This is a genomic window from Glutamicibacter sp. (genome assembly GCF_035257265.1).
Lineage (GTDB): Bacteria > Actinomycetota > Actinomycetes > Actinomycetales > Micrococcaceae > Glutamicibacter.
The window spans coordinates 199,072-222,643 of the sequence record NZ_DATEXC010000019.1 but is presented as its reverse complement, the minus strand read 5'-3'; the positions used below and the strand labels follow the sequence as shown (position 1 = coordinate 222,643).

Sequence of the window (23,572 nt, the reverse complement as noted above, 5' to 3'; positions counted from 1 at the left end):
AACCCAAGGACCTTTTGGTCCGTCGTCAGCTAAGCTCCGCATCCTTGGGTAGAAATACCCAAAGATGCGGAGCTTAGTGTTTAAACCGTTGGAACAGGATCTGTTAGCTAGGCATGCCAGCATAACTGGTAGGAGTGACCCACATATGCGCGGCTACCACTAGGCGCCCGCTAGCTTGAGCATTATGCAAAGACATTACGTTCGCTGGGTGTATATGTCCCCACAGCACTTCGTCGGTACCAGTCGGAATTCTCCGACATAACCGCTGTAATGCCGCGACGCCAACCTGTTGTCCACGGTGTGCGGCACCCAGCGCAATCTCTTGGATACAGAAGCCAGTAAAACCGTACGCATCTTCGCGTTCCGCTGCGAGAACACCAGCGGGTATACCGTTCATCTGAATCTCAAAGAGCAGACCTTCTTCCGCAGCATCTTTCAAGGCCTCGGCATCTGCCGGTGTCGCCCACTGATTAAGTTGTGGCCGTAATTCCGTGAGCTCTTCGTATACAGTTGCAACTCGTTCGGCCGCTTGCACAGGATCACAAGGGACCAGCGAAACGTCGTTGTACGTTTCGGCCAACGGCTGGGCAAGCATTTCGTTTACCGGTCTGGCGACGACCAACAAATCCGGTGTGACCTGAAATTCCTCCGTCGTGCTTTGAGCAAACGATCGAAGCCACGGCTGTGGGTCCGGAAGGGCGACGCGCAAACACAGTGGTGAGAATTCGCTGAAATACGGCAGGACCTCGCCAAGCGCAGCAATTCCTTCGGTATCGGGTGACAACGAGGTTTGAATGATGTCTACAAAAGGCTTTTCAACATCCCTCCCGCGAAACCGGATGCCTGCAACGGCCCAATGCCCGCCCGACAGCTCTATCCGCCGATTCGCCCATGCCAGCGGATCCTGGACAGGAAGCTGCACCATGTCACGCATCTGGCCACCCCACGCCGCGTCTCCTACCAGCGCGAGGTTAGGTTCGAGCCACCGCTCCAAGTTCTCCCGCCACTTGGGTGACCACTCTTTGAGCTGCGTGAAGGTCCAGCGTTCTGCAGTCTGTTGCGCGTCGATGCTTGTCATCGGGAAAGCCTACCAAGTTCGTGTAGCCACCGGTCGAGAATTCCCACGCAGTCGAGCATCAGAGGACCTAAATCTCTGAGCTCCCGCTGATGCCCCAGTTAGCTCAACGCGACCCCGGTCAATTTTTACCAAGGCAGTGCGCCAATTCCAGTTCAATGCGTTCATTTCGAAACTCATGTCCAGCGTCCAGCAGTTTCTGCGGGACTACCCGCTGGTCCGCCATGGCCAGCAACTGGGTACCTTCTGTACCGAGCAGCAGCTTCGGCGCCGCCGCGGGTACCGGAACGATGGCTGGACGGCGCACTGCTCTGGCCAGAGCCTTAGTGAATTCGATATTGTTCACCGGGTGAGGTGCCACGGCGTTTACCGGGCCGTCCAGCTGTGTGTCCCACAAAGCCCGGTGGTAAATATCTACCAGGTCATCAAGACCTATCCACGACAGGAACTGGGTGCCCGAACCTAGCCGGCCGCCGAGGCCCGCGGTGAAGATTGGCCGAAGCACTGCGAGCATGCCGCCGCGGGGACTGAGCACAATACCTGTACGGATTTGCACTCGGCGCATCGCGGCTGAACCTGCGCCGGCGGCCTGCTCCCAGCGCTGCACAACGTCAGCTAAGAAATCGGAACTATCGGATTGCGGGATCGACTTTTCATCAACCGGGTCGGGCCCACTCTTTGCACCATATATTCCCACAGCAGAGGCGCTGATAAACGTTGATACGTTTGCTCGAGCAGCGAGTTCGGCCAGAGCCCGAGTCGGCTCAATACGACTGGATTCAATCGCCTTCCGGTGGTTGTCGCTGAACCTGCCAAAGATACTAGCCCCAGCCAGGTGAATCACCGCGTCGCACCCGTCAAGCAAGTCATCCGCCGGCGCCATCGGATCCCAACGTCGCTCATCTGCAGACTTCGGGGCACCGCGCACCAGCCTGATAACGCGATGCCCTCCGGTGGACAAGAACGCGCACAACGCTTCGCCGACCATTCCGCTTGTACCGGTCACCGCGATGGTCAATGGTTTCAGCCCTGCAGCGGTGGCTCGCTGGTGGGCAGCAAAGTCTGCGCCGAGCTGACGATGGCGATAGGCAAGCATCCGCGAAGTCTGGCGGGCAGGAAGGTTCGCACTGATACGGTCGATAACCATGGTCGCGTCCTCGCCGGCAGGTTCGAAGAGATGCTCATGCTTCCAGTTCACCGCCCGTGTGGCGATGGCTCGCAATCCTCGCGGTGCTACTTCGTCGACAAATTTTCGTTCTGGAATAAAACCATCTGACTGGTGCTGGGCGAACCAACGCAGACCGCCGGGCAACCCCAGCATCGCCGTTCCGTCACGTAATGACTCGGCTTCGGCTATTACCTTGAGCGGAAGCCATGGCGGCAGGAGTCTGCGAATCGCTCCGGGGCGAGAAAACCACGCAAAAACTTCGGCAGGGGGTGCTTGAATTTCGCTTGAACGCTCGAGTGTCATGGGGCAATACTACGTCCTGCGGGCGCCCGTCAGGTCCGAATTTTGTAGCTTGCAAACAAGCTTACGAATAGTCGACCATTCACAATCGTTGATGCTTTAGCTCTATACGAACATAGCTGATTTTTATCAACGAATCTTTGCGCGAGCAGATTCCCACGAGGGCCGACAGCGAATGCTCACCCTTAGCCTCACTGCTTACAAAATGTTCACAAAGTTGAGAGCAGAAAACGCCGACCGACCTCGATATGCTCTCGGTGGTTTGGTGCAGGAGGAACTGCAGACCGCAGCGAAGGTATTGAACCTTCTGTCTGAGATCTAAGCAATCCCCGCCGATGATTCCGCTACTCAACTAAGTGGCGGAATCCGATTTCGCCCTCCACCTGGCACCCCCACCCCGAAGTGCAAGAACTGCACTTCGGGCACCAGCAGTCAGTAGGTTTATCACTATCGCGTACGTTTGCGAAGACAACATGGGATGAAATTCGCCTGTCCGGCAGAACACTAGGACAGCAGAATTACCATGTGGCGTATGCTACATAGGAACATGTTGTTGGGGAGGTATCATGTATCAAATTCAGCAGGCACACTCGTTTCCTGAGTGGAAGAAAATGATCTCAAGCACCTTCGTGCCACTAGAGGCCAAACCGCTATCCTCCGCACCATTCACTGGTCTGCTTGATGGCAGGCAGCTACACGACGTTGGCATCATGCGGCTGGAAGCTGGCGCCCAAACAGTGTTCCGCTCCCCAGAACTCATTGCCCGCGGAGGCGTTGGGCACTACAAATTAAGCCTTCAGCTCTCTGGTCACGGCCTGCTGTTACAAGATGGGCGCGAAGCAGTGCTGCAGCCCGGAGATGTGGCAATCTACGATACCCAGCGCCCCTACTCACTAACCTTCGAGGAAGACTTCGAATGTGTAGTACTCATGTTCCCGCAACACCTACTCGGGCTGTCCGCTGACGACGTTTCCGAGCTCACCGCCGTACGCATGGGTAAGGGCAACCGACTAGCCGAATCCGTGGCACCTTTTGTGGCAAGTATTGCGGCACAGCTTCCGGAGCTCAAGAGCCCGATTGGCCACCGACTGGCACTAAATATCGTTGATTTGCTTTCGACCATGCTGGCCGACGAGGTCTACTCCCGCCCTGAACAGAACACAGATAATCATGCAAGGTTGCTGCGAAGGATCCAGCATCATATCGAGGCGAACCTCGCTGACCAGAATTTGAACCCTGACGCCATCGCCAGTGCCCACCACATGGCTACACGTACCCTGCAGAAAATTTTCTCTGCATCCGGAATTACGGCTGCCAGCTGGATCCGCGAACGCCGCATGGAAAAATGCCGCCGCGACCTTGCAGATCCATTGTGCAACCACGTTCCTGTGGGTGAGATCGGCGCGCGTTGGGGACTTGCCGACGGCGCTCATTTCAGTAGGGTCTTTCGTGCAACCTACGGAATCTCACCGAGTCAATACCGGAGCAATCCGATACCGCTAACTAACTTGGGCGCGAACAGACAAGAAGCATACGGGGAAAGCCAAGACTCCCGACTATGACCTAGAACACACTTGAGGTAAGGCGTTCTCCGTCCGGAGTCCCCGGCCGGCCCGATCTCAAGGAGCTCTTATGTCCACTGAATCCACCCAGACTTTTGCCACTGCTGAAGATCTGCTCGCTTCCCTTGAGCCGGAAGTTGGGGGCAGGGAAATGCTTGATCCGGCCACCGGCGAGGTGGTAGGTCGTGCACCAGAACACACTGTGAGCGACCTGGATGCCGCCATCAATGACGCTCACCTGGCCCAACCAGCCTGGGCCGCGCTAGGTCATGAAGCCCGCAGAGAGGCAATGAATACTGCAGCGGATGCCATCGAAGCTAATGCCGAAGCCTTAGCAGTCCTGCTATCACGAGAGCAAGGCAAAACGTTGAACGGGCCCAACGCACGCTTCGAAGTCGGAGCTTGTGTTGCGTGGCTGCGTACGACCGCCGGGTTCGAGCTGGAGCCAGAGATTCTCGTAGACGATGAAGGAGGCAAAGCCGAATTACACTATCGCCCGCTGGGTGTGGTGGGAGCCATTGGTCCGTGGAACTGGCCAATGATGATTTCGGTGTGGCAGTTAGCACCGGCACTGCGCATGGGCAACACCGTGGTTCTCAAACCATCGGAATACACACCACTTTCAGTATTGGCTCTGGCGAAAATCATCAATAGCGCGTTGCCGGAGCATGTATTACAAGTTATTTCCGGGGGACGCGAGGTTGGCGAAGCTTTGTCCAGCCATGCAGGTATCGACAAGATTATGTTCACCGGGTCCACCGCCACGGGCAAGGCGATCATCCGTTCCAGCGCGGACACGGTCAAACGCATCACGCTTGAACTTGGCGGAAACGACGCGGGTATCGTGCTGCCGGACGCCGATCCGCAGGCTATCGCAACGGACCTCTTCTGGGGTGCGTTCATCAACACCGGCCAGACCTGCGCTGCGCTCAAACGCCTGTACGTGCATGAAGACATCTACGATGCTGTGTGTGATGCACTTGTTGAGGTTGCAGGCCAGATGCCGATGGGCGTGGGACTGGATGAAAACAACGTGCTGGGCCCGCTACAGAATAAGGCACAGTTCGATATCGTGGCTTCACTGGTGCAACAGGCGAAGGATTCGGGTGCTCGTGTGCTGGTAGGTGCAGACCCACAGGACGGGCAGCCGGGATATTTCTACCCGACCACGTTGGTCGCGGACATCGAAAACAGCAACGAGCTGGTGACCCAGGAGCAGTTCGGTCCAGCACTTCCCATCATCAAATATTCCACCACCGAACAGGCCATTCAAATGGCCAATGGGCTTGAGGTGGGTTTGGGCGCCTCCGTCTGGTCCAGCAACATTGAGTCGGCCCGTGAGGTCGCTGCCCGTGTCCAGGCAGGCACCGTATGGATCAACAAGCACGGCGCCGTAGACCCACGAGTACCCTTCGGCGGTGCGAAGCAGTCCGGCTACGGTCTCGAATTCGGTGTCGCCGGTCTCAAGCACCTGGGCCAGCCTCAGGTCATCAGCTACTAATCAGAAACGGAAGACCATGAACTACGACTATCTCGTCATTGGCGCCGGCTCCGCCGGCAACGTCATCGCCCGCCGACTGCTCGACGCGGGAAAGCGCGTGGCTGTTCTGGAAGCTGGAGACCAGGACACCAACCCCAACATTGCTCAGCTTTATACGCTGGGCTTGCTCTGGCACAGTGAGCAGGATTGGAATTACTACACTACCGAGCAAGCCGGTGCCTCCGGACGCCGGATCCACCTACCACGCGGCAAAGTTATGGGCGGTTCCCACGCGTTGAACGCCACCATTTGGGTGCGCGGGGACCGCACAGACTACGAGTCTTGGGAAAAAGAAGGTTGCGCGGGTTGGGGTTGGGATGATGTCCTACCCGTCTACAAGGCCATCGAGAACTTCGATGGAGGCGCCTCGGAATCTCGCGGAGATTCAGGCCTACTTGATGTCATGCAGGACTATGCCCGCAACCCGATTCAAGAAGACATGCTAGCCGCGGCTGTAGAGACCGGAATCCCGCACAACGAAGACTACAACTCCGGAAACGTCGAGGGTGTCTCCCGCATGCAACTTAATGTGCGTGACGGCAAGCGCTTCAATACCTGGCACGCATACCTCAAGCCGGTGATGGAGCACCCGAATCTCACCCTGCTTACCGGTGCGCATGTGCGCCAGCTGATCGTTGAAGACGGCCACGTGGCCGGCGTCGAATTTGATCATGAAGGTGAACGGAAGAACCTACGCGCCGGGGAAACTGTATTGTCTGCCGGGGCTATCAACTCCCCGGAACTGTTACTACGCTCGGGCATTGGGCCGGAGACGGAACTACGTTCCGCGGGTATCACCCCAGTCCACCATTTACCCGGCGTCGGCAAAAACCTGCAGGACCATTTGCTCTCCCCGGTCATCTTCACCACCTCGGCCAAGCCAGTTCCAAGGGGCGAGGTGGCACCGGCTGAAGTGCATTTCTTCGCCAAGAGCCGACCAGATCTTCCCGGTTGCGACACGCAGCCACTATTCTTCTCAGTGCCAATGTACTCACAAGATTATGCGCCCGGAGAGATGACTGGTCCGGATAACGCGTTCTCCCTGCTTGGTGGGCTAGTTCGTCCGCAAAGTCGCGGAGAAATCACACTGAGCGGTCCAAATGCGCAAGATCCGTTGCTGATCGATCTTGCTGCGCTGTCCGAGCAGGCAGATGTTGATGCCCTAGTGGCTTCCATACGTCAATGCCGGGAGATTGGCCGCTCCCAGGCTTTGTCAGGCTGGGGGCCTGAAGAGATCTATCCGGGTCCGGAAGTGTCCGATGAAGGGCTGGAACGCTACGTCCGAGATTCGGTGGTGACCTACCACCACCAAGTCGGTACCTGCAAGATGGGAATCGACGAGCTGGCGGTCGTTGATCCAACCACCTTTAAGGTGCATGGTCTTAGCGGCATCCGCATCGCCGACGCTTCGATCATGCCACTGGTTCCGACGGGCAACACCAATGCACCCTCGGTGATGATCGGCGAGCGTGCCGCCGCTGCACTGATCGGTTCCTAATCCAGGTTCACCCGCTGGAACCTGCCTTTGATCATGTTCCCGTTCTGAGTTGGCTGCGGCTAAGTGAATCAAATTTGAAAGACATGAACGTTGACAAGGACGAGCGCTCATTTCACGCACTATTTATTGCGCGGAATGAGCGCTCTTTCTTGATGACGTCAGAAATGGCGAAGACCTTACCGAAGTTCTTGGTGATGACGCGCGCGGTAGTCCTGGTAGGGGGTGTTGGTCTTGATATTTGATACAGCGCATCGATCATTATTAAATAAGTTACGGGGTCTATTATTCGTCCGTAGCCGCGGCATCAGGGGGCTCGGAGCTGTCCATCTCGCGGAAGATATCTCTACCATCGTCGGGAGTGTTCCTAGCCGGCGTTGCTCCTATTCGCTCTTTTTAGGGGCCCTATCTGAAGACATTCGTCTCCCCCTCGGGTTATGCAGGAAGCTGATGTCAGGTTGGAGACCCCGAAACGACGTGGATCCTCCATTGCTCAGCCATGCCGTGTTTAAAGACGTTCGGTTCGACGCGCGTCAACTACAAGTGCGGAGATCTAGGACGATGTGGGTGCGGTAGCGACTAAGGGTTCACTCCGAATCTTGAGACGGCACCAGCTTGCCTCGCTTGCACTTGAACACAGTCCCAACCACTCTGACCGACAGTTCCATGAGGATGCGCCGGACGAGCCGAAGGACGTAGGTATGCTGCCGAGCTCAGTAACCCAAGTTCCAATGGGGCGCTCAATCGGTTTGATGCTCTGAAAGTCCGGGATCACGTGTGTGATTCAGGCTAGGCGCCGGTTTCCCAAAAGTCCGTTGCCTCCGGTATTCATCAGGCCCCGCCTGAGCTTTTAGTTTTAGCGAAGTTTCGGATTCCTTTAACTTCTCATGCTGTTATTTCACTGCCATGGATTCCTGCCCCGCCCCCGTTGTTACACGAAATTTAATTTCACGCGTACCAAACCGGAAGATAATCGAAAGGTGCGTCCTCGCCGACTCTTCCATCGATGGCCTCACGCAGTAAATCTGCATGCCCAGTATGCCTGCCATATTCTTCGATGAGATCGCAGATAACCCGGCGAACGCTGGCGTGGTTCCCCTCATACTCCAGAGCCGAAAGTGCATCCAAACCTCCGGTGGAAACCACTTCGGCCTGAATCCTGCGGCTTTTGGCGACCGCGGCGTCATACCGGCGATAAAGAACTGCGGGATCTTCCTCGGGATTGAGCACAAATTGGTCGCGTCCATCCGCAGTGAGCTCAAGAAGAACCTCGGGACGTTCGCGAGCGATGAAGTAGGTGAACTTTTCATCCTCAACGGCCGCAAGATGCTGCAATAATCCGCCAAGGCTCAACTCACTGCTGGGCAGCCTGAACATCAACTGCTGATTGTCCAGTCCGTCGGCCTTATATCTGAAAGTTACTCGCAACCGGTCAAGCATGCCAAGCAGATGCACTTGCTCGGTTCCACCCATTGGCGGTTCCCACGCGGGAAGGTTTACCATGATGCACTCCTTTATCCGAGATGTGAGTTGACGTACCAAACTGGTTTCGTCAGCTAATGAACTGAATAATTAGAAGTATGCTCTCGACCGGAACCATATTGGAAGCCCCGCAGTGGCTAGCACGTGCCGCCGCGCATGAGGAACGTGCGAGGACCTTTGGCGAACCATTTGTGCAACGGCGAATGACCGGAGCCAAACATCCCATCGAAGATTTTCTCTTCACCTATTACACGCAGAAGCCTGGCCAGCTTTACCGTTGGCACCCGGGAATTGGTGTGGCTTTGCTCGGCGAAGCAGCTCAAGAGCGTGCCGATTGGAAGTTTTATCGTGCAGTACAAACGCCTGACGGACCTGGCGTAGAACTTGATATACAGAAGTTCTCCGAGTCGCGAGCACGTGTCACGGAATTTGCTCGCATCCTTTTGCGCAATACCGGACAGCGCCCAGCGAACTTTTCCTGCTTTGGACTGCATGAGTGGGCAATGGCCTATAAATCTGAGCTCAACGGTATCCGTCATGAATATTTACCATTACGTTTGGGAGCCAGCGGAACCGATCAGGTAGTTGAAAACCATAAGATCCGTTGCACCCACTTTGATGCATTCAGGTTTTACACCCCACAAGCGGTGCCGCTCAACGAACTGCAGCCAACGCGGGACACACAGGTGGACCTCGAGCAGCCCGGATGCCTTCACGGAAATATGGATCTCTATAAATGGGCCTATAAGTTGAGCCCTGCGGCACCGACCGATCTGGTCATGGACTGCTTTGAACTAGCATGGGACATTCGCACCATGGACATGCAAGCTTCGCCTTATGATCTGGCCCAGTGGGGTCATGATCCCATCCGCATCGAAACTCCCGAGGGCAAGGCGCAGTATGTGCGGTTGCAAAAAGAGTTTGCACAGCGTGCTGATGTGCTTCGTGCCAAACTATTGCAGGTAGCGCTTAGCCTGCCAATTACCCCAAAACACTAGCAAACTCCCATGTTGGCCGAGCACAATGAGCTTATGGGACGACTCAAAGATCAGCTCAGCACTTCTGCCTTAGCGTGGTTAACACCGCTTATGGCCGGACTGCTGCTCGCCGGTTGTGCGACGTCGAATCCCCAAACAGCTTCCGCTCCCGCCAGCACATCAGCGGATCTAAAGATCAGCATTAGTTTTGATGGTAAATCTGTGGATAACGAATATCATCTTCAGTGCCGTGGGGCCCGAGCGACCGAATCCAGCACACTTCCTAACGCCAATGATGCCTGTGAGTTACTGGCAAAGAACCCCGAATTGCTCGCCACCAAAACCTCCGCACAACAAACTTGCACCGAAATCTATGGTGGACCGGCCACCGCTAAAGTTAAAGGGAAAATTGGGGATCTGCCTGTCCAAGAAAACTTTGACCGGCACAATGGTTGCGCCATCAGCATCTGGGATTCACTGGCTCCGCTGCTAGGCGAAGGACTTCAGTAACGAGTTATTTTTTCCTCGTAAATACCTTGAGTTATAGATGCCGCGACTAGAATAGGAAGACTATGGAGTTCTTCCTGCTGATCATTGCGCTGTTATTCGCCACTATCTTGATTGTCGGACTGGGTGAACGCATCAAGCTGCCCTACCCGATTTTGATGTTGATCGTGGCGACCTTGGCAGGGTTCTTGCCGTTCATTCCCGAACTGCATATCGAACCGGAATTGATCCTCCCGATTTTCCTGCCCCCATTGCTCTTTGCCACAGCACAACGAAGCTCCTGGTCGGTATTCCGGCTGCGCTGGAAAGCACTGATCCGGCTGGCAGTGGTGTTAATCGTAGTGACGGCAGGCGCCGTCGCGGCAACCTCGCTTGTCTTCGCACCGTTCCTTTCCATTCCCTTGGCTATCGCTCTCGGGGCGATTGTGGCACCGCCTGACCCGGTCTCCGTTGACGCGATCGCAACCAAGGTGAAGATGCCGCGCCGGCTCACCTCATTATTGGAAACCGAGGGCCTCTTTAACGACGCGATGGCAATCGTGCTCTTCCAGCTCGCCGTTACCGCGATGCTGAACGGCACCGAGGTTGGATTTAATCTTGTCCCTAGCTTCTTGATCGGTGCGGCGCTGGCAATACTCGTAGGCTTCGTCATGGCTTGGATCGTCGGTGCGTTGAACCGCTTCGTGCCAAATCTTGCAGCACGTTGCGCTGCAACCTTAGTGGCGCCCTACGCGGTGTACATGTTGGCCGAAGAAGTCCATGCCTCGGGCGTGGTTGCCGTCGTAGTTTTGGCCCTAGAACTTGGGCGGCGCGACCGCCCACAGGACTCCCAGGAGCGTCTGACTCGACACGCGTTCTGGGAAGTCTTAGAAATGCTAGCCACCGGTCTGGCCTTCGGAATGATGGGTTTGGAAATGAACTCGGTCATCCAAGAAGAAGGCAGCAACCTGATCGGTTTCATCCCCGGCGTCGCGGCGATCTGTGTGGTGGTGATTTTGGTGCGCACGCTGTGGATGTTCGGGACCTACCACTTGCCAAATACCATGCGCGGAATGAACAAAATCTCCTCGGCAAAGGACTCCTTAGTGCTCACCTGGTGTGGCATGCGCGGTTTGGCGACATTGGCATTGGCCTTGGCGTTGCCGAAGGTCACCGCGGATGGCACACCAATCGAAGGACGAAACTTCGTAGTTGTCGCAGCATGCACGGTGTTGCTGGCGACCTTGGTGGTACCCGGCTTAACGCTACCGGTACTGATGCGCGTGCTCAAGGTGCGGGGCAATGACCAAGCCACCAAGAAGGCACGCCGGGCATTGGCCCGACGTGCCGAAGATGTTGCGGTGAAAACGTTGAAGACGAATATGGATTTACATGATCTGCCGGAGAACTACCGGCACGTAGTCACCCGACGCATGCACGATCTACACAACATCCTGCTGTCGGATCCTGATACACACGATGCGATCACCGATGAGAAGTACACACAGTTGCGCGCGGTAATCACCAAGGCAGACGCGATCCAGTCCACCGCGCTAGCAGCAGCCCGCGATGAGCTGCTGCAGGCCAGGCGCGAACCTGGCGTGGACCCGCACATGGTTGACGAGATCATGCTGCGCCTAGACCGGCGCACCGCAACCTTGGATCGCTAAACTGATGCTTAGCTCGCGATGCGTTCCAGACGCACAATGACCTCATAGTGATTTGTCTGCGGGAACATATCCATCACGCGCGCTTGCTTGGCGCTAAAGCCATCAAGGCGTTCCAAGTCGCGAGCTAGGGAATTACTGTTGCAGCTGGAATACACCAGGTGTTGCACGCTGGAGGCGTTCAGCCATTGGGCAAGCTCCGCAGAGATTCCGCGGCGCGGAGGGTTAAGCACTACGGCATCCGGCGCTTGCTCTGCGGTTAATGCGAACTCGGTAGCGTCCATGGCTGTAAAGCTCGTATTTTCCTGGCCCAATTCTTCGGCCGAAAGATTAGCCGCCGCAACCGACTCGGTACTGGTTTCAATTCCTTGAACCAGACGATTCCCTTCGGCACAGTGCAGCGCAAACCCGCCGACACCGGAGTATAGATCCCATACGCTGGCAGGGTTCGCGTCGTTAATCCACTGGCGCGCCTGACGGTACAACGCCGCGGCGATTTCGGTGTTTGTTTGGAAGAAGCCCTGCGGGCGCAGGTGCATCGGCACCCCGTTGAGACCGAATTCCAGGGTAGTGCGACGAGTGAGGATAATTTCTTCCTCACCTTCCAACACAGCCTTGTGTTCTGGCAGGAAGTTCACCGAGACAACGCTATACCGTGGCAGCAGCTCCAAAAACTGCGGCAATGAATCACGCAACGCCACAAAATGCTTTTTGGTGCGGAGTACCCACCGCACCATCACGGCACCGGTATCTGACAACGTGAGAATGACGTGTTTGAGTTCGCCCTTACGTTTCGGCACGCTGTAAGGAAACATTTTCAGTTCCTTGATGAAGCGCTCAATCACTGGGAACAGGGCACGCAGCTCGGGGGCGCACACCCCACAGTTGCGCAGGTCAACGCCGTGTCCGTCGGCGTCGAGAATACCGATGGTGGGATTGTCCGTAGTTCCGGAGATCACCATTTTCGCTTTGTTGCGGAATCCTGATTCCGAGCTGGCCTGTGGCGGCAAAAATTGCAGATCAGGGAACTGCGCCAACGAGGTGGCGCAGTGATCGACTTTGGCTTGGAGCTGGTCAGCGTATGGCACCGTCATTTGCGTGCAGGAGTGGCAACGGTCGGCGGAGAAGTAAAGGCATTCCATGGTGTCTTAGATTTTACCGAAGTTCTCTGAGCGTTCGGCACAAAGCGTTTTCGACGGTTATTGACCGCAAATCTTCAGCTTTCCCCGATATGCTCACTAGCAGATCGATATTGGGCATGAACTACGATGACTACCCAGAGACTTCCGATTTTCGAAAGGAAAGATGGCACTTCGACACGGGCATTCCACTCAAATGCGTGGCTACGCATTACTAGCGCTCCCCTTGGCAGCCGTAATTGGAGCATGTACGAGTTGCTCCTCCCCGGCACCACAAGCTGCGCCCGTCCCGTCGACCGCCTCTTCCAGCGCTCCAGCAAATCTGCCGGTTCAGAGCCCAGCTGCAGCGCCCTCTGCCACTCAACTCAAAAAGGCAACAGCGCCAAGTGCTCCAGCCAGCGCGGCGACTAAGACTGTCACCAACACGCAAACTAAGCCAACATCTTCACCGACGACCTCCGCTACGCAGGGAGATGTGACCCCGCTATCGAGCGCCGCGGCCTCCGGTTCTGGTTCGGCCAGCTTCAAGCAACTTCCCGGAAACACTCCAGTACTTTCGGCTTCTACCACTGCTCTTTATGCGGCGGTTGCCGACCGGGATCCTAAGGGCGCACGCAAGGCTTTAAAAGCCGGAGCTGAGTTGGAAGCACAGGATTCCCGGGGCAATACTCCGCTGATGCGCGCGGTACTCAACCGCGATCAGAAGGTCGCAAAGACCTTGATCAACGCAGGTGCGCTACCGGATGCAAAAAATTCTTCCCAAGATTCGCCCTTCTTAAAGGCCAGCGCTTTTGGCTTGGAAGAAGTTCTCCGTTCGGCTCTGGCCCACGGTGCGGACGTGAACAGCGTGGACCGCCTGGGCAGTACCGCCCTCTTCTTAGCTAGTGAAGAAGGCCAGGTCGAATCGGTACGGATCTTGTTGCAGCACGACGTTCCGCTGGACAAGGTCAATGACCTTGGCTGGAGCGCATTGCATGTGACTATCGCCTTGGGGCAAGGATCAAATAATTCACTGTCAATCGTCCGCTTGCTCTTAGCAGCCGGAGCCAACCCGCATCTAAGCGACCCCTCGGGGTCCAATGCCTTTGATTTGGCAGAGAAACGTAATCTCACCCAGATGCTGTCGACTCTTCGCACCTCAAGCAAGTAGCTTCCAGCGCGCTACAGTGCATCGACGTAAAACCAGGCACCATTTTCGCGCACGAATGAGCTCACTTCACGTTGGCTATCTTGTCCACGCCCGTGGGCGTAGTGGGCTTCAAAGTCCACGACACCTCTAGTAGCGTCGGGGCCTCCGGCTCGGGTTTGATGAATTTCCAAACCTAACCAGCGCATGTCAGCGTCTAATTCAAGTTCCTCAGGCCGTGTGGTCTCGTGCCAGGTATCAAGTAAATACTGCGTTTTTCCCAGCACAAAGGCGCTATAGCGCGAGCGCATTAACTCCTCAGCGGTCTGTGGCAGATGATCTGCGCTGGCACGCCCGTCATGAAAAGGTTGGCAGCAATCTAAATAACTGCGCTGCTCGGCGTCGAGCTCACGGCAGGGACAGCGGGTTTCCTTGGAGTTTTGCACGTATTTAGTTTACTTGGGAGGTACGGTCCCCCAGCTTACGAGCCGAAGATCACATGACTTATAACGGGCTAGCACTGTGCTTATACACACCTATGCGTTTTACCTCTCGCTTACCCGGTAGACTGATCAAGCAAGCTCGCGGAGCGCCAAATCCCCCTGGTGTGAGACGGCATCTCCGTGTGGCATTTAACTTAACCTCGCCAACAGGAGATATGCCGGATGCCCCGCATCGTTGTAGATGTCATGCTCAAGCCAGAAATCCTTGACCCTCAGGGCAAGGCCATCGCGGGAGCACTTCCCCGCTTAGGCTTCACCTCCTTCGAAGCTGTCCGTCAGGGCAAGCGTTTCGAACTCTTTGTCGATGGCGAGGTGACCGACGAAATTCTCGCCCAGGCGCGCGAAGCTGCAGAAACCCTGCTTTCTAACCCGGTCATCGAAGACGTTGTCAACGTCGAGGTCGTAGCAGACTAATGAGCACCGAACTTCCTTTAATTGGCGACTACTCAACGCCAACTACGCAACTATCTGGTGCACGCATCGGTGTGGTGACCTTCCCGGGCACCCTCGATGACCGTGACGCCGCTCGTGCGGTTCGCGCTGCCGGTGCCGAATCGGTGTCCTTGTGGCACGCCGACACCGATTTGCAGGATGTCGACGCCGTGGTGATCCCCGGCGGATTCTCCTATGGCGATTACCTGCGCGCCGGAGCGATCTCCCGCTTCGCACCCATGATGGACAAGATTGTTGATGCCGCAAATTCGGAGGCGAAGCTTCCGGTCTTGGGCATCTGCAATGGTTTCCAGATCCTCACCGAGTCGCATCTGCTGCCCGGTTCGATGATTAAAAACGATCATCTGAAGTTCCTCTGCCGCGACCAGCTGCTGCGCGTTGAGAACAATCAGACCGCCTGGACCAACGGCTACGAAGCCGGCCAGGAGATCACCATCGTGCTGAAGAACCAGGACGGCCAGTACGTGGCTGACGAGAAGACCCTGGACATGCTCGAAGCCGAAAACCGCGTGGCCTTTAGCTACGTGGGCTGGAATCCTAACGGCTCGCGCCGTTCGATCGCCGGCATCACCAACGAGGCAGGCAACGTGGTCGGCCTGATGCCGCACCCAGAGCACGCCATCGAAGCCGGTTTCGGTCCAGATCACCGTGGCACCGACGGGCTGACGTTCTTCACCAGTGTTTTGACCCACCTTGTTGGAGGCAAAAAATGAGCCTAGAAGCCACCAAAGAATTTAACATCGACACCGTCGAGAACGCCGCAGCCACCCCAAAGGTGGAACTGCCATGGGCCGAGCTAGGCCTGAAGGACAATGAGTTTGCCGAGATTGTGAAGATCTTGGGACGCCGTCCAACCGCGGCTGAACTGGCCATGTACTCGGTAATGTGGTCCGAGCATTGCTCGTACAAGTCCACCAAGAACCACCTTCGCCAGTTTGGCCAGAAGGTCACCCCGGAGATGAAGAAGGACCTGATGGTCGGCATGGGCGAAAACGCCGGTGTCACCAACTTGGGCGACGGCTGGGCCGTCACCTTCAAAATCGAATCGCACAACTCCCCTTCGTTTGTTGAGCCGCACCAGGGTGCTGCTACCGGCATCGGCGGTATCGTGCGCGACATCATCTCCATGGGCGCACGCCCAATTGCAGTGATGGATCCACTGCGCTTCGGCGCAATCGACCACCCGGATTCCCAGCGTGTGGTGCATGGTGTGGTCTCCGGTATCGGTAGCTACGGCAACTCACTGGGTCTGCCGAACATCGGCGGCGAAACCGTCTTCGACCCGATTTACCAGGGCAACCCGCTGGTGAACGCACTAGCCGTAGGCGCACTGCGTCACGAAGATCTCCGCCTGGCTAATGCCTCAGGTGTGGGCAACAAGGTAGTGCTCTTCGGTGCACGCACCGGTGGCGACGGCATCGGCGGCGCTTCGGTATTGGCTTCGGAATCATTTGATGACACCAAGCCATCCAAGCGCCCAGCGGTACAGGTTGGCGACCCGTTCGCCGAGAAGGTACTCATCGAATGCTGTCTGGAACTGTTCAAGGCTTCGCTTGTTGAAGGTATCCAGGATCTGGGTGCCGCGGGTATCTCCTGCGCCACCAGTGAATTGGCAGCCAACGGCGACGGCGGCATGAACGTGGAACTGACCAGCGTCCTGCTGCGCGACCCCACCCTGACCCCAGGCGAAATCCTGATGTCAGAGTCCCAGGAACGCATGATGGCCGTGGTAACCCCGGATAACGTCAAGGCTTTTGAAGCCGTGATGGACAAGTACGCCGTGGAATACTCCTGGCTAGGCGAGGTCACCGACGATAACCGTCTGACCATCACCTGGAACGGTGAGGTCATCGTAGACGTTGATCCAAGCACCGTGGCAGTAGACGGTCCGGAATACGACCGCCCCTACGCACGCCCACAGTGGCAGGATGCACTGCAGGCCGACACTTTCAAGGCTTCGGACGCCGGCAAGAACTTGCCAGCTACCGGAGATGAGATCAAGGCTGCGGTACTCGAACTCATCGCCAGCCCGAACATGTGCGACAAGTCGTGGATCACCCGCCAGTATGACCGCTACGTTGGCGGTAACACCGCGTTGTCCTCCCCGGATGATGCTGGCGTTGTCCGTATCGACGAGGAAACCGGCCTAGGCGTAGCCATCGCTACCGATGCAAACGGGCGCTACACCTACCTGGACCCTTATCTAGGGGCCCAGCTGGCTTTGGCCGAGTCCTACCGTAACGTCGCTACCTCCGGCGCGATCCCGATTGCCGTCTCCGACTGCCTGAACTATGGATCCCCCGAGGATCCGGATGTGATGTGGCAGCTTGCAGAAGGTATCCGCGGACTATCCGACGCCTGCCAGGTGCTCGGCGTTCCGGTCACCGGCGGTAACGTATCCCTGTACAACCAGACCGGCACCACCGCGATCCACCCGACTCCGGTGGTTGCGACCTTGGGCAAACTTGATGACGTCGCACGTCGCACCCCCTCGGGCTGGCGCGAGGATGCAGACGGACAGGCAATCTACCTTATTGGTAAGACCTTCGACGAGCTAGACGGTTCGGAGTTCGCGAACCTGCGTGGACACCTCGGTGGCCTGCCTCCGAAGGTTGATTTGGAAGTTGAGAAGGAACTCGGTGAGATCCTGATCAACGCCAGCCGCGACGGCATGATCGACGCAGCGCACGACCTGTCTGAAGGCGGCCTTGCAGCCGCCCTGTCAGAAATGGTTCTGCGCTACGGCGTTGGCGCACGCGTAGCTCTGGATGACATCAAGAAGCGTGACGGACTCGATTCCTTCACTGCCTTGTTCTCCGAGTCGCAGTCACGTGCAGTGGTTGCAGTTCCACGTAGCGAAGAAGTTCGCTTCAACGACATGACCAGCGCCCGCGGAGTTACCGTGGCACGTTTGGGCATTGTCGATGCGCAGTCAAAGTCTCTTGAAGTACAAGGTGAATTCACCGTATCTATCGAGGACCTGCGCGAAGCGCACGAAGGCACCATGATCAAGTACTTCGGCTAAGCCTTAGATACTGCTTTGAAACGGTGGTCTTCCTCAATTTGAGGAAGACCACCGTTTTTTGCATACCGGTCATTTGGAACTGAGCGCCTCTTCAATTTTCTCGCCCTCCACCAGAATTTCGGCTTGCCCGGTACCGGCTGCGGTCATTGCCGTGTACTTGAGCTGTTCGACAATACGCGGATCATCGCAAGTCCCACTCGAGCTGACCGCACCGTTTAGCCGGACCGTCACGACATCACCGTCCACCATGGACGACACGTATTCGAGGTCCGAGGCGGCCAGTGCATTGCGTAATCCGGAACTTCCAAGTTCCTCGGCATCGTTCGCAAGCAGTGCCGAGATCGATGCCTCGACCTGGTTAGTGAATTCTGTCGGCCCGGTTTCGGTAGCAACGAGCGAGTCACCGCAGCCAATTTCGGGTCCTGCTTTACCCGCGTCTCCTACAGCTACGTAAAACAGTGTCAAACTGGCACTGTTCGCCGACGCAGAGCTGCTCGCACTGGCTGTGGCGGAACTGACGGGAGCTGGCGGATCTTGTGACGGAATTGAGCTCTGGCTAGTGCTCTGCGGTGCAGAACTTTCGGCCGCACCTTCACCACCGTTCGCGCTGCAACCGGCAGCAAGGAAAAGTATTCCGAGCCCGAACGCTATGGGAAGTTGAGAAATCCGTTGAGGTCGCATGATTTCCTCCTCAGGAGCCTGAACGAACAGTCCTTCAACTGTAACGACGAGCGTTGGAGTCATACCAGCACGGCTGGATTGCAGTTTGGCGCTTTTGCGGCCACCTCTTCCAACCCGGCGCGCACCTAACTGCTGCCAAAAACCACCACTGCAATTGGTCTGGCAAAACACGCCAACTGCGCGCACGCGTGCGTCCATGGATTCCAACGACAGCCGCTTATTGCAAAATGGGTCGTGATGGCAGATAAATATCATCTGCCATCCCGACCCATATTCCAGGTTTTTCGGAAGTGAGAAGCGCGAAGCTAGTTCTCACGAAACGGAACGCTAGTGTCCCTCGCGCTCCTTATGCGATGCCGATTTCTTGGAGTCATGGGCCGCTCGCAGATCCTCGGCATCATGTTGCTCGTCTGCCTTCTCCTGATGGATCGCTTCAGCGAAGAGCTTCTCCATTTCCTTTGCGACACCTCCAGCAGACGCCGGATTCTGGCCTGTGACCAGACGTTCGTCGACAACAACCTTTTCTTCAAAGTTGTCGGCAGCCTCATGGGTCGCACCCTGCTCGACGAGCTTGTCCTGCAGCAGGAATGGAACGATCTTCTCCTTGCCCACTGCTACTTCTTCATCGTTGGTAAATGCCGCCACGGTTCGACCTTCGACAAGTCGCAAACCGTTCTTCAGTTCGACATTGACTAGCCCGGCCGGTCCATGGCAAACGGCTCCGACTAATCCGCCTGAGTCGTAGATGCTACCCACCAGCTTTTGTAGGCCCTCGTTATCCGGAAAGTCCCACATGGTGCCGTGGCCACCCACAAGATACACACCGTCGTACTGCTCCGGATCAACAACTTCAATCCTCGCGGTGTTGTATAGGCCCGCCCGCGTGGTCTCATCTTGAGTGAAGGCCACCTGGATTGGATCATCCTCGTCCACGGTATCCTGTGGCGGCTGGCCTCCCTTAATGGAAGCAAAATCAACAAAATGCCCGGAATCCTTGAAGACCTTCCATGGGTGCGCAGCTTCAGCTACGTTGTACCCGGTCTTCTCTCCGGTCTCTTCAATTTCGGAAACGCTAGTTAGAACCATGAGAATTTTTTTCATGGGAAGCTCCTTTCGCCCATTTTCCAGCCTAGGCACGTGATCTCATTCTGGCTAGCAATCTCAGTGAGCTTTCAGCCGGAACTCAGCGAAACCATCTTGATTGTTCTGTTTTTCCTCAGGTGGTCAAACTCCAATATTTGACACAGTCAGTTCGCCGAATCGACGGTATCAAGAGCCGTGGACTTGTCAGCTTGCCTGCCGTGGCGGACACTCAAGGAAGGAGCATTGTCGGCAATTAAGAGCAGCGGGGACACCGGTTATGTCTAAGCACCATAAGCATAGTAAGTACGGACCTCAGCTAGTCGTCGAGGCGTCAGAACATTTCACCTTGCAGGTGCTGAACCACGCGGAAAAATCTGGCGCCAAAGTCGGGGCCAAAATTGCCAAGCGGGCACTGAAAAATGCTCGCGGTAGGGGTACCGACCTCAATGCATTGCAAACCGATGAGCTACTCCTTGCCGCACAACAAGCAGGAGCCTCGGCTGCGCTAGCCGCGGCTCGTCGTGTTTTGGGAAAGTCCTTGGGCTCAAAGGAACCGACCCGTCAAGGTATCGATGCCGACCACACGTCTTTTCAATCTGAGCGCGAAACAACATCTTCTGCTAACAACGGATTCGGCCAGCATGTACTCGCCGTCAAACGGGTTGAAAAGCTAAGCCCAGAAATGATTCGAGTTATTGCCGGCGCTAAACAACTTGCTGGATACCGACAGAATGGCAAAGCGGATCAGTACGTTAAGGTTTTCTTTGCTGATCCGGCGCTTGGCCTCAAAGCACCGTACGACCTCAAAACCTTGCGCCGTTCATTGCCGCGCGAACAGGTTCCATGCACCCGTTCCTATACGATTCGATGGATCGATCAAGAGGCAGAGGAGCTAGCCATCGACTTTGTATTGCACGGTGATGGTGGTCCTGGCAGCGCATGGGCTTCGACCGCTAAGCCTGGAGATCCGCTGGTCATCTCTGAATCGCGCGGGAAATTTAGTCCAAACAACAATGTTGATAACTACGTGTTCGCCGCGGACGAGGCTGGAATACCAGCAGTCTCCGTGGCCATGGGGATGCTCCGGAGCGATGCCAAGGGTGTTGCACTTCTTGAAGTTGATGGGCCCGAGAGTGAATTTGCTATTGACCATCCGTCGGGAATTGAGCTGCGCTGGGTACATCGTAATGGACTCCATCCCGGAACCAGCGACGTGCTCGTTGATGCCTTCTCCAGACTCGCGACCCCTCGCACCAGTACTAGCGTGATGGTGCATGCCGAGCGCTCCACGGCAAAGGCAGTTTCGCACGTGGCCAAAAGCTGGGAGCTAAGCAAGCGGGACGTTCATGTCTCCTCCTACTGGACTTTGCGAACTAAGCGGCCAAGAACCCAACGACAGTAGTTCCATGTGCTCGGCCAGCCCATGAACACCGCGGACTATCCGTAAAGATGGATTTCGTACCGGCCTCGGACGCTTTCATCTGGGTCGATATTTACACGTAATGACTCTGCCGATGTCTTGAGTTCAAAGCTCTTCTTGACCGTGGACAGCGGTTGTTCGCAAACGAGTGATGTTGTCATGAGTCGTTTGTCGTCAGCGAAAGCCGAGATTTCAACTTCTCCTTTGCCCGAGCAAGCTAACAACACCCAATAGGTTCCTGGTGCATGTTCGCCCCAAAATTCGAGGGCATCGTCCATGACCCCACCGTCAGCATCGAGACTAAAGTATCCAGCGTTTGTGACCTCCATCGTCACCCCGTCGTTGTCCAATACTTCATCGTCCAGCAGATCGACCTCTCTGACCGCGTTAAACACCTTTTCTAGGAAAACTGCTGGTTCTTCAAAGGTGCCTGATTCGATTGCGATCTGTTCGGCTTCCCAAGCGCTAAGTTGTTGTTCATGTCGTATCTGGAGATCCTCTAAGCCTGCCTGTTTCTCCAGCACCGAGGCCGGAGTGCCAGTACAAGCGGTCAACGCCATCAGCGACGCAGTCAATACAGATAGCATTTTTCTCAACGGTATTGCTCCTCTATTGGCCTTCTATAACCTCGCTTGAGAAAAGATTATTTCATCGGATGACGTTAAACAATAGGAGTCAGATTCTTTGATTCGCATTACATCTCCAAACTTGGTGCAAAATTTGTTTCTCCCACGTACTAGTGGAGTCATCTCACAATGCCACACGCGTTCGAATGCGTCTTTTCGTCGGTTGCTCAAAATATAGTGCAAAGAGTGGAGCGTATCTCCACGAAATTTAATTTGAGCAGGAGAACCACCCGAGCATGCGCTTATTGCGTCGCACTTTATCTATTGCATTACTTGCCAGCACCCTCGGATTAGGCGGTTGCGCTTCTCTTGGATCCGTCGAGTTTTCTGAATTTAAGGCCGAAAGAACTGCACCAGCTGCAGGTCCCGAGCTGGGTAGTCCAGAAGCGTTTGCAAAGTCGCTTGAACAGTTGGGATCCATCAGGATCAAGGGACGCGCCCCGAAAACAGGCTACACGCGTGACCAGTTCAGCAAGGGATGGAAGGATCCAGACCGAAACGGCTGCGACGCTCGCAATGATATCTTGGCACGCGATCTGGAAAACGTAGTATTCAAACAGGCCCGGGTAAACTGCGTAGTTCTCAGTGGTGTTTTCCACGATCCTTATACCGGCGAAACCATCAATTTTCAGCGCGGTCAGGCAACCAGCTCGAAGGTTCAAATCGATCACGTAGTCGCACTATCGGACGCCTGGCAGAAGGGTGCTCAAAAATGGAATCCGCAGACTCGCCTCGAATTCGCGAATGACCCGCTAAATCTAATGGCCTCGGATGGTTCTGCCAATGCCTCCAAGGGTGACAAGGACGCGGCGACGTGGCTACCGCCGAACAAACAGTTCCGTTGTGCCTACGTTTCGCGTCAGACGCAGGTCAAGGCAAAGTACGATGCTTGGATGACTACCGCGGAGCACACGGCGATTAGTACCATCTTAAAATCCTGCCTCTAACCCAAACTCAGGGGTAGGCATCCTACAAAAGGATGAGGGCAATAGGTCAAAGTTGCACCAAAAGTTTTATATTCAAAGTAGATAAACTGTGGCAGAATTCTATTAGTCCAGCGTTTTGCGTATGCTTTTAGGCGCGAACGATGAATTTCTACAGAAACTGGTGCACCATGAAGACTCGACTGCTCGGCTCATCAATCCTGGCCGTCAGCGTCTGTGTCTTCCTGCTCGCCTTGAATATTGGGCAACGTGAAATCGCGACTACCTGCTGGGTAACGTCCTCGCTGATGTTCATCGTGGCAGCAATGATCCTGGTAACCAGCACGCTTGAACGGTCAATCGTCACCGCCGGCGATCCACGTCGCCAAAAGAACTAACAGGCTAGATTTTCTTCACGATCGAAGATTTCAATTCCATTGGTCCAAAACCATCAACTTTGGCAAAAATATCGTGGTCTCCACTACCGGGCGTGAGCCGGATATTACGGACCTTGGTTCCAGATTTCAGGGCACTCTGCGCGCCTTTGACCTTCATGGTCTTCACGATGGTGACCGAGTCGCCGTCCTGCAAGACATTACCCACAGCATCTTTAATCTCAGTGCTTGCTTCATCGCTCGATTTATCGGCAGTTGCAGCCGCATTCCATTCATGGGCACACTCGGGGCAAACCAACAAGGTGTCCATGGCGTAGGTGTATTCGCTGGCGCATTCTGGGCACGGCGGCAAAGTTTCACTCATAAGCTGTAGTTTACCAAGGTCGCCGAATTAGCAGTCCACGCGGCAGCAAGTACCTGCGTCTGCGAAAAAATTTACCGGACGA

22 protein-coding genes are annotated in these 23,572 nt (G+C 55.8%); 13 read left to right on the top strand and 9 right to left on the bottom strand.

What is annotated here, in order from left to right:
• Nucleotides 1-103: 103 nt before the first annotated feature.
• Nucleotides 104-1,078: a hypothetical protein gene (locus VJ369_RS04775; protein WP_324090976.1), complete on the bottom strand. Its 975-nt coding sequence runs from the start codon at nt 1,076-1,078 to the stop codon at nt 104-106.
• Between the two features lie 118 nt (nt 1,079-1,196).
• Entirely contained in the window at nt 1,197-2,546 is a 1,350-nt protein-coding gene (locus tag VJ369_RS04770; protein ID WP_324090975.1) for a TIGR01777 family oxidoreductase, read from the bottom strand.
• A gap of 563 nt (nt 2,547-3,109) precedes the next feature.
• On the opposite strand from VJ369_RS04770, the gene VJ369_RS04765 reads away from it, so the two are divergent.
• The 3 genes from VJ369_RS04765 (at nt 3,110) to VJ369_RS04755 (ending at nt 7,143) form a co-directional block, all read left to right on the top strand.
• The gene (locus VJ369_RS04765; protein WP_324090974.1) at nt 3,110-4,105 is read left to right on the top strand and encodes a helix-turn-helix domain-containing protein; all 996 of its coding nucleotides are present in this window, start codon (nt 3,110-3,112) and stop codon (nt 4,103-4,105) included.
• 70 nt (nt 4,106-4,175) lie between these two features.
• Nucleotides 4,176-5,606 (top strand): aldehyde dehydrogenase family protein, encoded by a 1,431-nt coding sequence (locus tag VJ369_RS04760; RefSeq protein ID WP_324090973.1) that lies wholly within the window; start codon nt 4,176-4,178, stop codon nt 5,604-5,606.
• 16 nt (nt 5,607-5,622) lie between these two features.
• A complete protein-coding gene (locus VJ369_RS04755) occupies nt 5,623-7,143 on the top strand; it encodes a GMC family oxidoreductase (protein WP_324090972.1) in 1,521 nt (506 codons plus the stop codon).
• Between the two features lie 945 nt (nt 7,144-8,088).
• Here VJ369_RS04755 and VJ369_RS04750 read toward each other — a convergent pair.
• On the bottom strand, nt 8,089-8,643 hold the full coding sequence (locus tag VJ369_RS04750) for a DinB family protein (protein WP_324090971.1): 555 nt from the start codon (nt 8,641-8,643) through the stop codon (nt 8,089-8,091).
• 77 nt (nt 8,644-8,720) lie between these two features.
• On the opposite strand from VJ369_RS04750, the gene VJ369_RS04745 reads away from it, so the two are divergent.
• The 3 genes from VJ369_RS04745 to VJ369_RS04735 all read left to right on the top strand — a co-directional run bounded on the left by VJ369_RS04745 (nt 8,721) and on the right by VJ369_RS04735 (nt 11,755).
• Nucleotides 8,721-9,620 (top strand): 3-methyladenine DNA glycosylase, encoded by a 900-nt coding sequence (locus VJ369_RS04745; RefSeq protein WP_324090970.1) that lies wholly within the window; start codon nt 8,721-8,723, stop codon nt 9,618-9,620.
• Between the two features lie 9 nt (nt 9,621-9,629).
• Nucleotides 9,630-10,109, top strand: a complete 480-nt coding sequence (locus VJ369_RS04740; protein ID WP_324090969.1) for a hypothetical protein — start codon at nt 9,630-9,632, stop codon at nt 10,107-10,109.
• 62 nt (nt 10,110-10,171) lie between these two features.
• The gene (locus tag VJ369_RS04735) at nt 10,172-11,755 is read left to right on the top strand and encodes a sodium:proton antiporter (protein ID WP_324090968.1); all 1,584 of its coding nucleotides are present in this window, start codon (nt 10,172-10,174) and stop codon (nt 11,753-11,755) included.
• A gap of 8 nt (nt 11,756-11,763) precedes the next feature.
• On the opposite strand, the gene VJ369_RS04730 is transcribed toward VJ369_RS04735, so the two are convergent.
• On the bottom strand, nt 11,764-12,894 hold the full coding sequence (locus tag VJ369_RS04730; RefSeq protein WP_324090967.1) for a methyltransferase domain-containing protein: 1,131 nt from the start codon (nt 12,892-12,894) through the stop codon (nt 11,764-11,766).
• 163 nt (nt 12,895-13,057) lie between these two features.
• On the opposite strand from VJ369_RS04730, the gene VJ369_RS04725 reads away from it, so the two are divergent.
• Nucleotides 13,058-14,041 carry an ankyrin repeat domain-containing protein gene (locus VJ369_RS04725; protein ID WP_324090966.1) on the top strand — a complete coding sequence of 328 codons (984 nt, stop codon included), beginning with the start codon at nt 13,058-13,060 and terminating at the stop codon, nt 14,039-14,041.
• Nucleotides 14,042-14,052: 11 nt separating this feature from the next.
• Here the strand turns inward: VJ369_RS04725 and VJ369_RS04720 are convergent, their stop codons facing one another.
• Nucleotides 14,053-14,463: a YchJ family protein gene (locus tag VJ369_RS04720; RefSeq protein WP_324090965.1), complete on the bottom strand. Its 411-nt coding sequence runs from the start codon at nt 14,461-14,463 to the stop codon at nt 14,053-14,055.
• Between the two features lie 219 nt (nt 14,464-14,682).
• Between VJ369_RS04720 and purS the strand changes: the two genes are divergently transcribed.
• From purS to purL, 3 genes are read left to right on the top strand one after another with little or no spacing between them, the layout of a single operon-like run.
• Nucleotides 14,683-14,934 carry a phosphoribosylformylglycinamidine synthase subunit PurS gene (gene purS, locus VJ369_RS04715; RefSeq protein WP_105677800.1) on the top strand — a complete coding sequence of 84 codons (252 nt, stop codon included), beginning with the start codon at nt 14,683-14,685 and terminating at the stop codon, nt 14,932-14,934.
• Entirely contained in the window at nt 14,934-15,686 is a 753-nt protein-coding gene (gene purQ, locus VJ369_RS04710) for a phosphoribosylformylglycinamidine synthase subunit PurQ (RefSeq protein WP_324090964.1), read from the top strand. Before purS ends, purQ begins: the two co-directional genes overlap by 1 nt.
• Nucleotides 15,683-17,998, top strand: a complete 2,316-nt coding sequence (gene purL, locus VJ369_RS04705; protein ID WP_324090963.1) for a phosphoribosylformylglycinamidine synthase subunit PurL — start codon at nt 15,683-15,685, stop codon at nt 17,996-17,998. Before purQ ends, purL begins: the two co-directional genes overlap by 4 nt.
• Before the next feature lie 69 nt (nt 17,999-18,067).
• Here purL and VJ369_RS04700 read toward each other — a convergent pair whose 3' ends face one another.
• Nucleotides 18,068-18,679 carry a GerMN domain-containing protein gene (locus VJ369_RS04700; protein WP_324090962.1) on the bottom strand — a complete coding sequence of 204 codons (612 nt, stop codon included), beginning with the start codon at nt 18,677-18,679 and terminating at the stop codon, nt 18,068-18,070.
• Nucleotides 18,680-19,006: 327 nt separating this feature from the next.
• Nucleotides 19,007-19,780, bottom strand: coding sequence for a type 1 glutamine amidotransferase domain-containing protein (locus VJ369_RS04695; RefSeq protein ID WP_324090961.1), 774 nt, complete (start codon nt 19,778-19,780; stop codon nt 19,007-19,009).
• Between the two features lie 259 nt (nt 19,781-20,039).
• Here VJ369_RS04695 and VJ369_RS04690 point away from each other — a divergent pair, with 259 nt between their 5' ends.
• Nucleotides 20,040-21,164 (top strand): siderophore-interacting protein, encoded by a 1,125-nt coding sequence (locus VJ369_RS04690; RefSeq protein WP_324090960.1) that lies wholly within the window; start codon nt 20,040-20,042, stop codon nt 21,162-21,164.
• 35 nt (nt 21,165-21,199) lie between these two features.
• Here the strand turns inward: VJ369_RS04690 and VJ369_RS04685 are convergent, their stop codons facing one another.
• Nucleotides 21,200-21,769, bottom strand: a complete 570-nt coding sequence (locus tag VJ369_RS04685) for a hypothetical protein (RefSeq protein ID WP_324090959.1) — start codon at nt 21,767-21,769, stop codon at nt 21,200-21,202.
• Between the two features lie 275 nt (nt 21,770-22,044).
• Here VJ369_RS04685 and VJ369_RS04680 point away from each other — a divergent pair, with 275 nt between their 5' ends.
• Together VJ369_RS04680 and VJ369_RS04675 are read left to right on the top strand one after the other, a co-directional pair.
• Nucleotides 22,045-22,755, top strand: coding sequence for an HNH endonuclease family protein (locus VJ369_RS04680; protein ID WP_324090958.1), 711 nt, complete (start codon nt 22,045-22,047; stop codon nt 22,753-22,755).
• Between the two features lie 140 nt (nt 22,756-22,895).
• Nucleotides 22,896-23,129 (top strand): hypothetical protein, encoded by a 234-nt coding sequence (locus tag VJ369_RS04675; RefSeq protein ID WP_324090957.1) that lies wholly within the window; start codon nt 22,896-22,898, stop codon nt 23,127-23,129.
• A 4-nt stretch (nt 23,130-23,133) separates the two neighbouring features.
• Here the strand turns inward: VJ369_RS04675 and VJ369_RS04670 are convergent, their stop codons facing one another.
• The gene (locus VJ369_RS04670; protein ID WP_324090956.1) at nt 23,134-23,490 is read right to left on the bottom strand and encodes a zinc ribbon domain-containing protein YjdM; all 357 of its coding nucleotides are present in this window, start codon (nt 23,488-23,490) and stop codon (nt 23,134-23,136) included.
• Between the last annotated feature and the right edge of the window lie 82 nt (nt 23,491-23,572).

Bases quoted from the DNA above. Each gene is read 5' to 3' on its own strand.
- purL (WP_324090963.1), top strand. From the start codon at position 15,683: ATGAGCCTAGAAGCCACCAAAGAATTTAACATCGACACCGTCGAGAAC.
- VJ369_RS04750 (WP_324090971.1), bottom strand. From the start codon at position 8,643: ATGGTAAACCTTCCCGCGTGGGAACCGCCAATGGGTGGAACCGAGCAA.
- VJ369_RS04765 (WP_324090974.1), top strand. From the start codon at position 3,110: ATGTATCAAATTCAGCAGGCACACTCGTTTCCTGAGTGGAAGAAAATG.
- VJ369_RS04775 (WP_324090976.1), bottom strand. From the start codon at position 1,078: ATGACAAGCATCGACGCGCAACAGACTGCAGAACGCTGGACCTTCACG.
- VJ369_RS04745 (WP_324090970.1), top strand. From the start codon at position 8,721: ATGCTCTCGACCGGAACCATATTGGAAGCCCCGCAGTGGCTAGCACGT.
- VJ369_RS04675 (WP_324090957.1), top strand. From the start codon at position 22,896: ATGAATTTCTACAGAAACTGGTGCACCATGAAGACTCGACTGCTCGGC.
- VJ369_RS04725 (WP_324090966.1), top strand. From the start codon at position 13,058: ATGGCACTTCGACACGGGCATTCCACTCAAATGCGTGGCTACGCATTA.
- purS (WP_105677800.1), top strand. From the start codon at position 14,683: ATGCCCCGCATCGTTGTAGATGTCATGCTCAAGCCAGAAATCCTTGAC.
- VJ369_RS04695 (WP_324090961.1), bottom strand. From the start codon at position 19,780: ATGAAAAAAATTCTCATGGTTCTAACTAGCGTTTCCGAAATTGAAGAG.
- VJ369_RS04770 (WP_324090975.1), bottom strand. From the start codon at position 2,546: ATGACACTCGAGCGTTCAAGCGAAATTCAAGCACCCCCTGCCGAAGTT.
- VJ369_RS04755 (WP_324090972.1), top strand. From the start codon at position 5,623: ATGAACTACGACTATCTCGTCATTGGCGCCGGCTCCGCCGGCAACGTC.
- VJ369_RS04735 (WP_324090968.1), top strand. From the start codon at position 10,172: ATGGAGTTCTTCCTGCTGATCATTGCGCTGTTATTCGCCACTATCTTG.
- VJ369_RS04680 (WP_324090958.1), top strand. From the start codon at position 22,045: ATGCGCTTATTGCGTCGCACTTTATCTATTGCATTACTTGCCAGCACC.
- VJ369_RS04685 (WP_324090959.1), bottom strand. From the start codon at position 21,769: ATGCTATCTGTATTGACTGCGTCGCTGATGGCGTTGACCGCTTGTACT.
- VJ369_RS04730 (WP_324090967.1), bottom strand. From the start codon at position 12,894: ATGGAATGCCTTTACTTCTCCGCCGACCGTTGCCACTCCTGCACGCAA.
- VJ369_RS04700 (WP_324090962.1), bottom strand. From the start codon at position 18,679: ATGCGACCTCAACGGATTTCTCAACTTCCCATAGCGTTCGGGCTCGGA.
- VJ369_RS04690 (WP_324090960.1), top strand. From the start codon at position 20,040: ATGTCTAAGCACCATAAGCATAGTAAGTACGGACCTCAGCTAGTCGTC.
- VJ369_RS04670 (WP_324090956.1), bottom strand. From the start codon at position 23,490: ATGAGTGAAACTTTGCCGCCGTGCCCAGAATGCGCCAGCGAATACACC.
- VJ369_RS04740 (WP_324090969.1), top strand. From the start codon at position 9,630: ATGTTGGCCGAGCACAATGAGCTTATGGGACGACTCAAAGATCAGCTC.
- VJ369_RS04760 (WP_324090973.1), top strand. From the start codon at position 4,176: ATGTCCACTGAATCCACCCAGACTTTTGCCACTGCTGAAGATCTGCTC.
- purQ (WP_324090964.1), top strand. From the start codon at position 14,934: ATGAGCACCGAACTTCCTTTAATTGGCGACTACTCAACGCCAACTACG.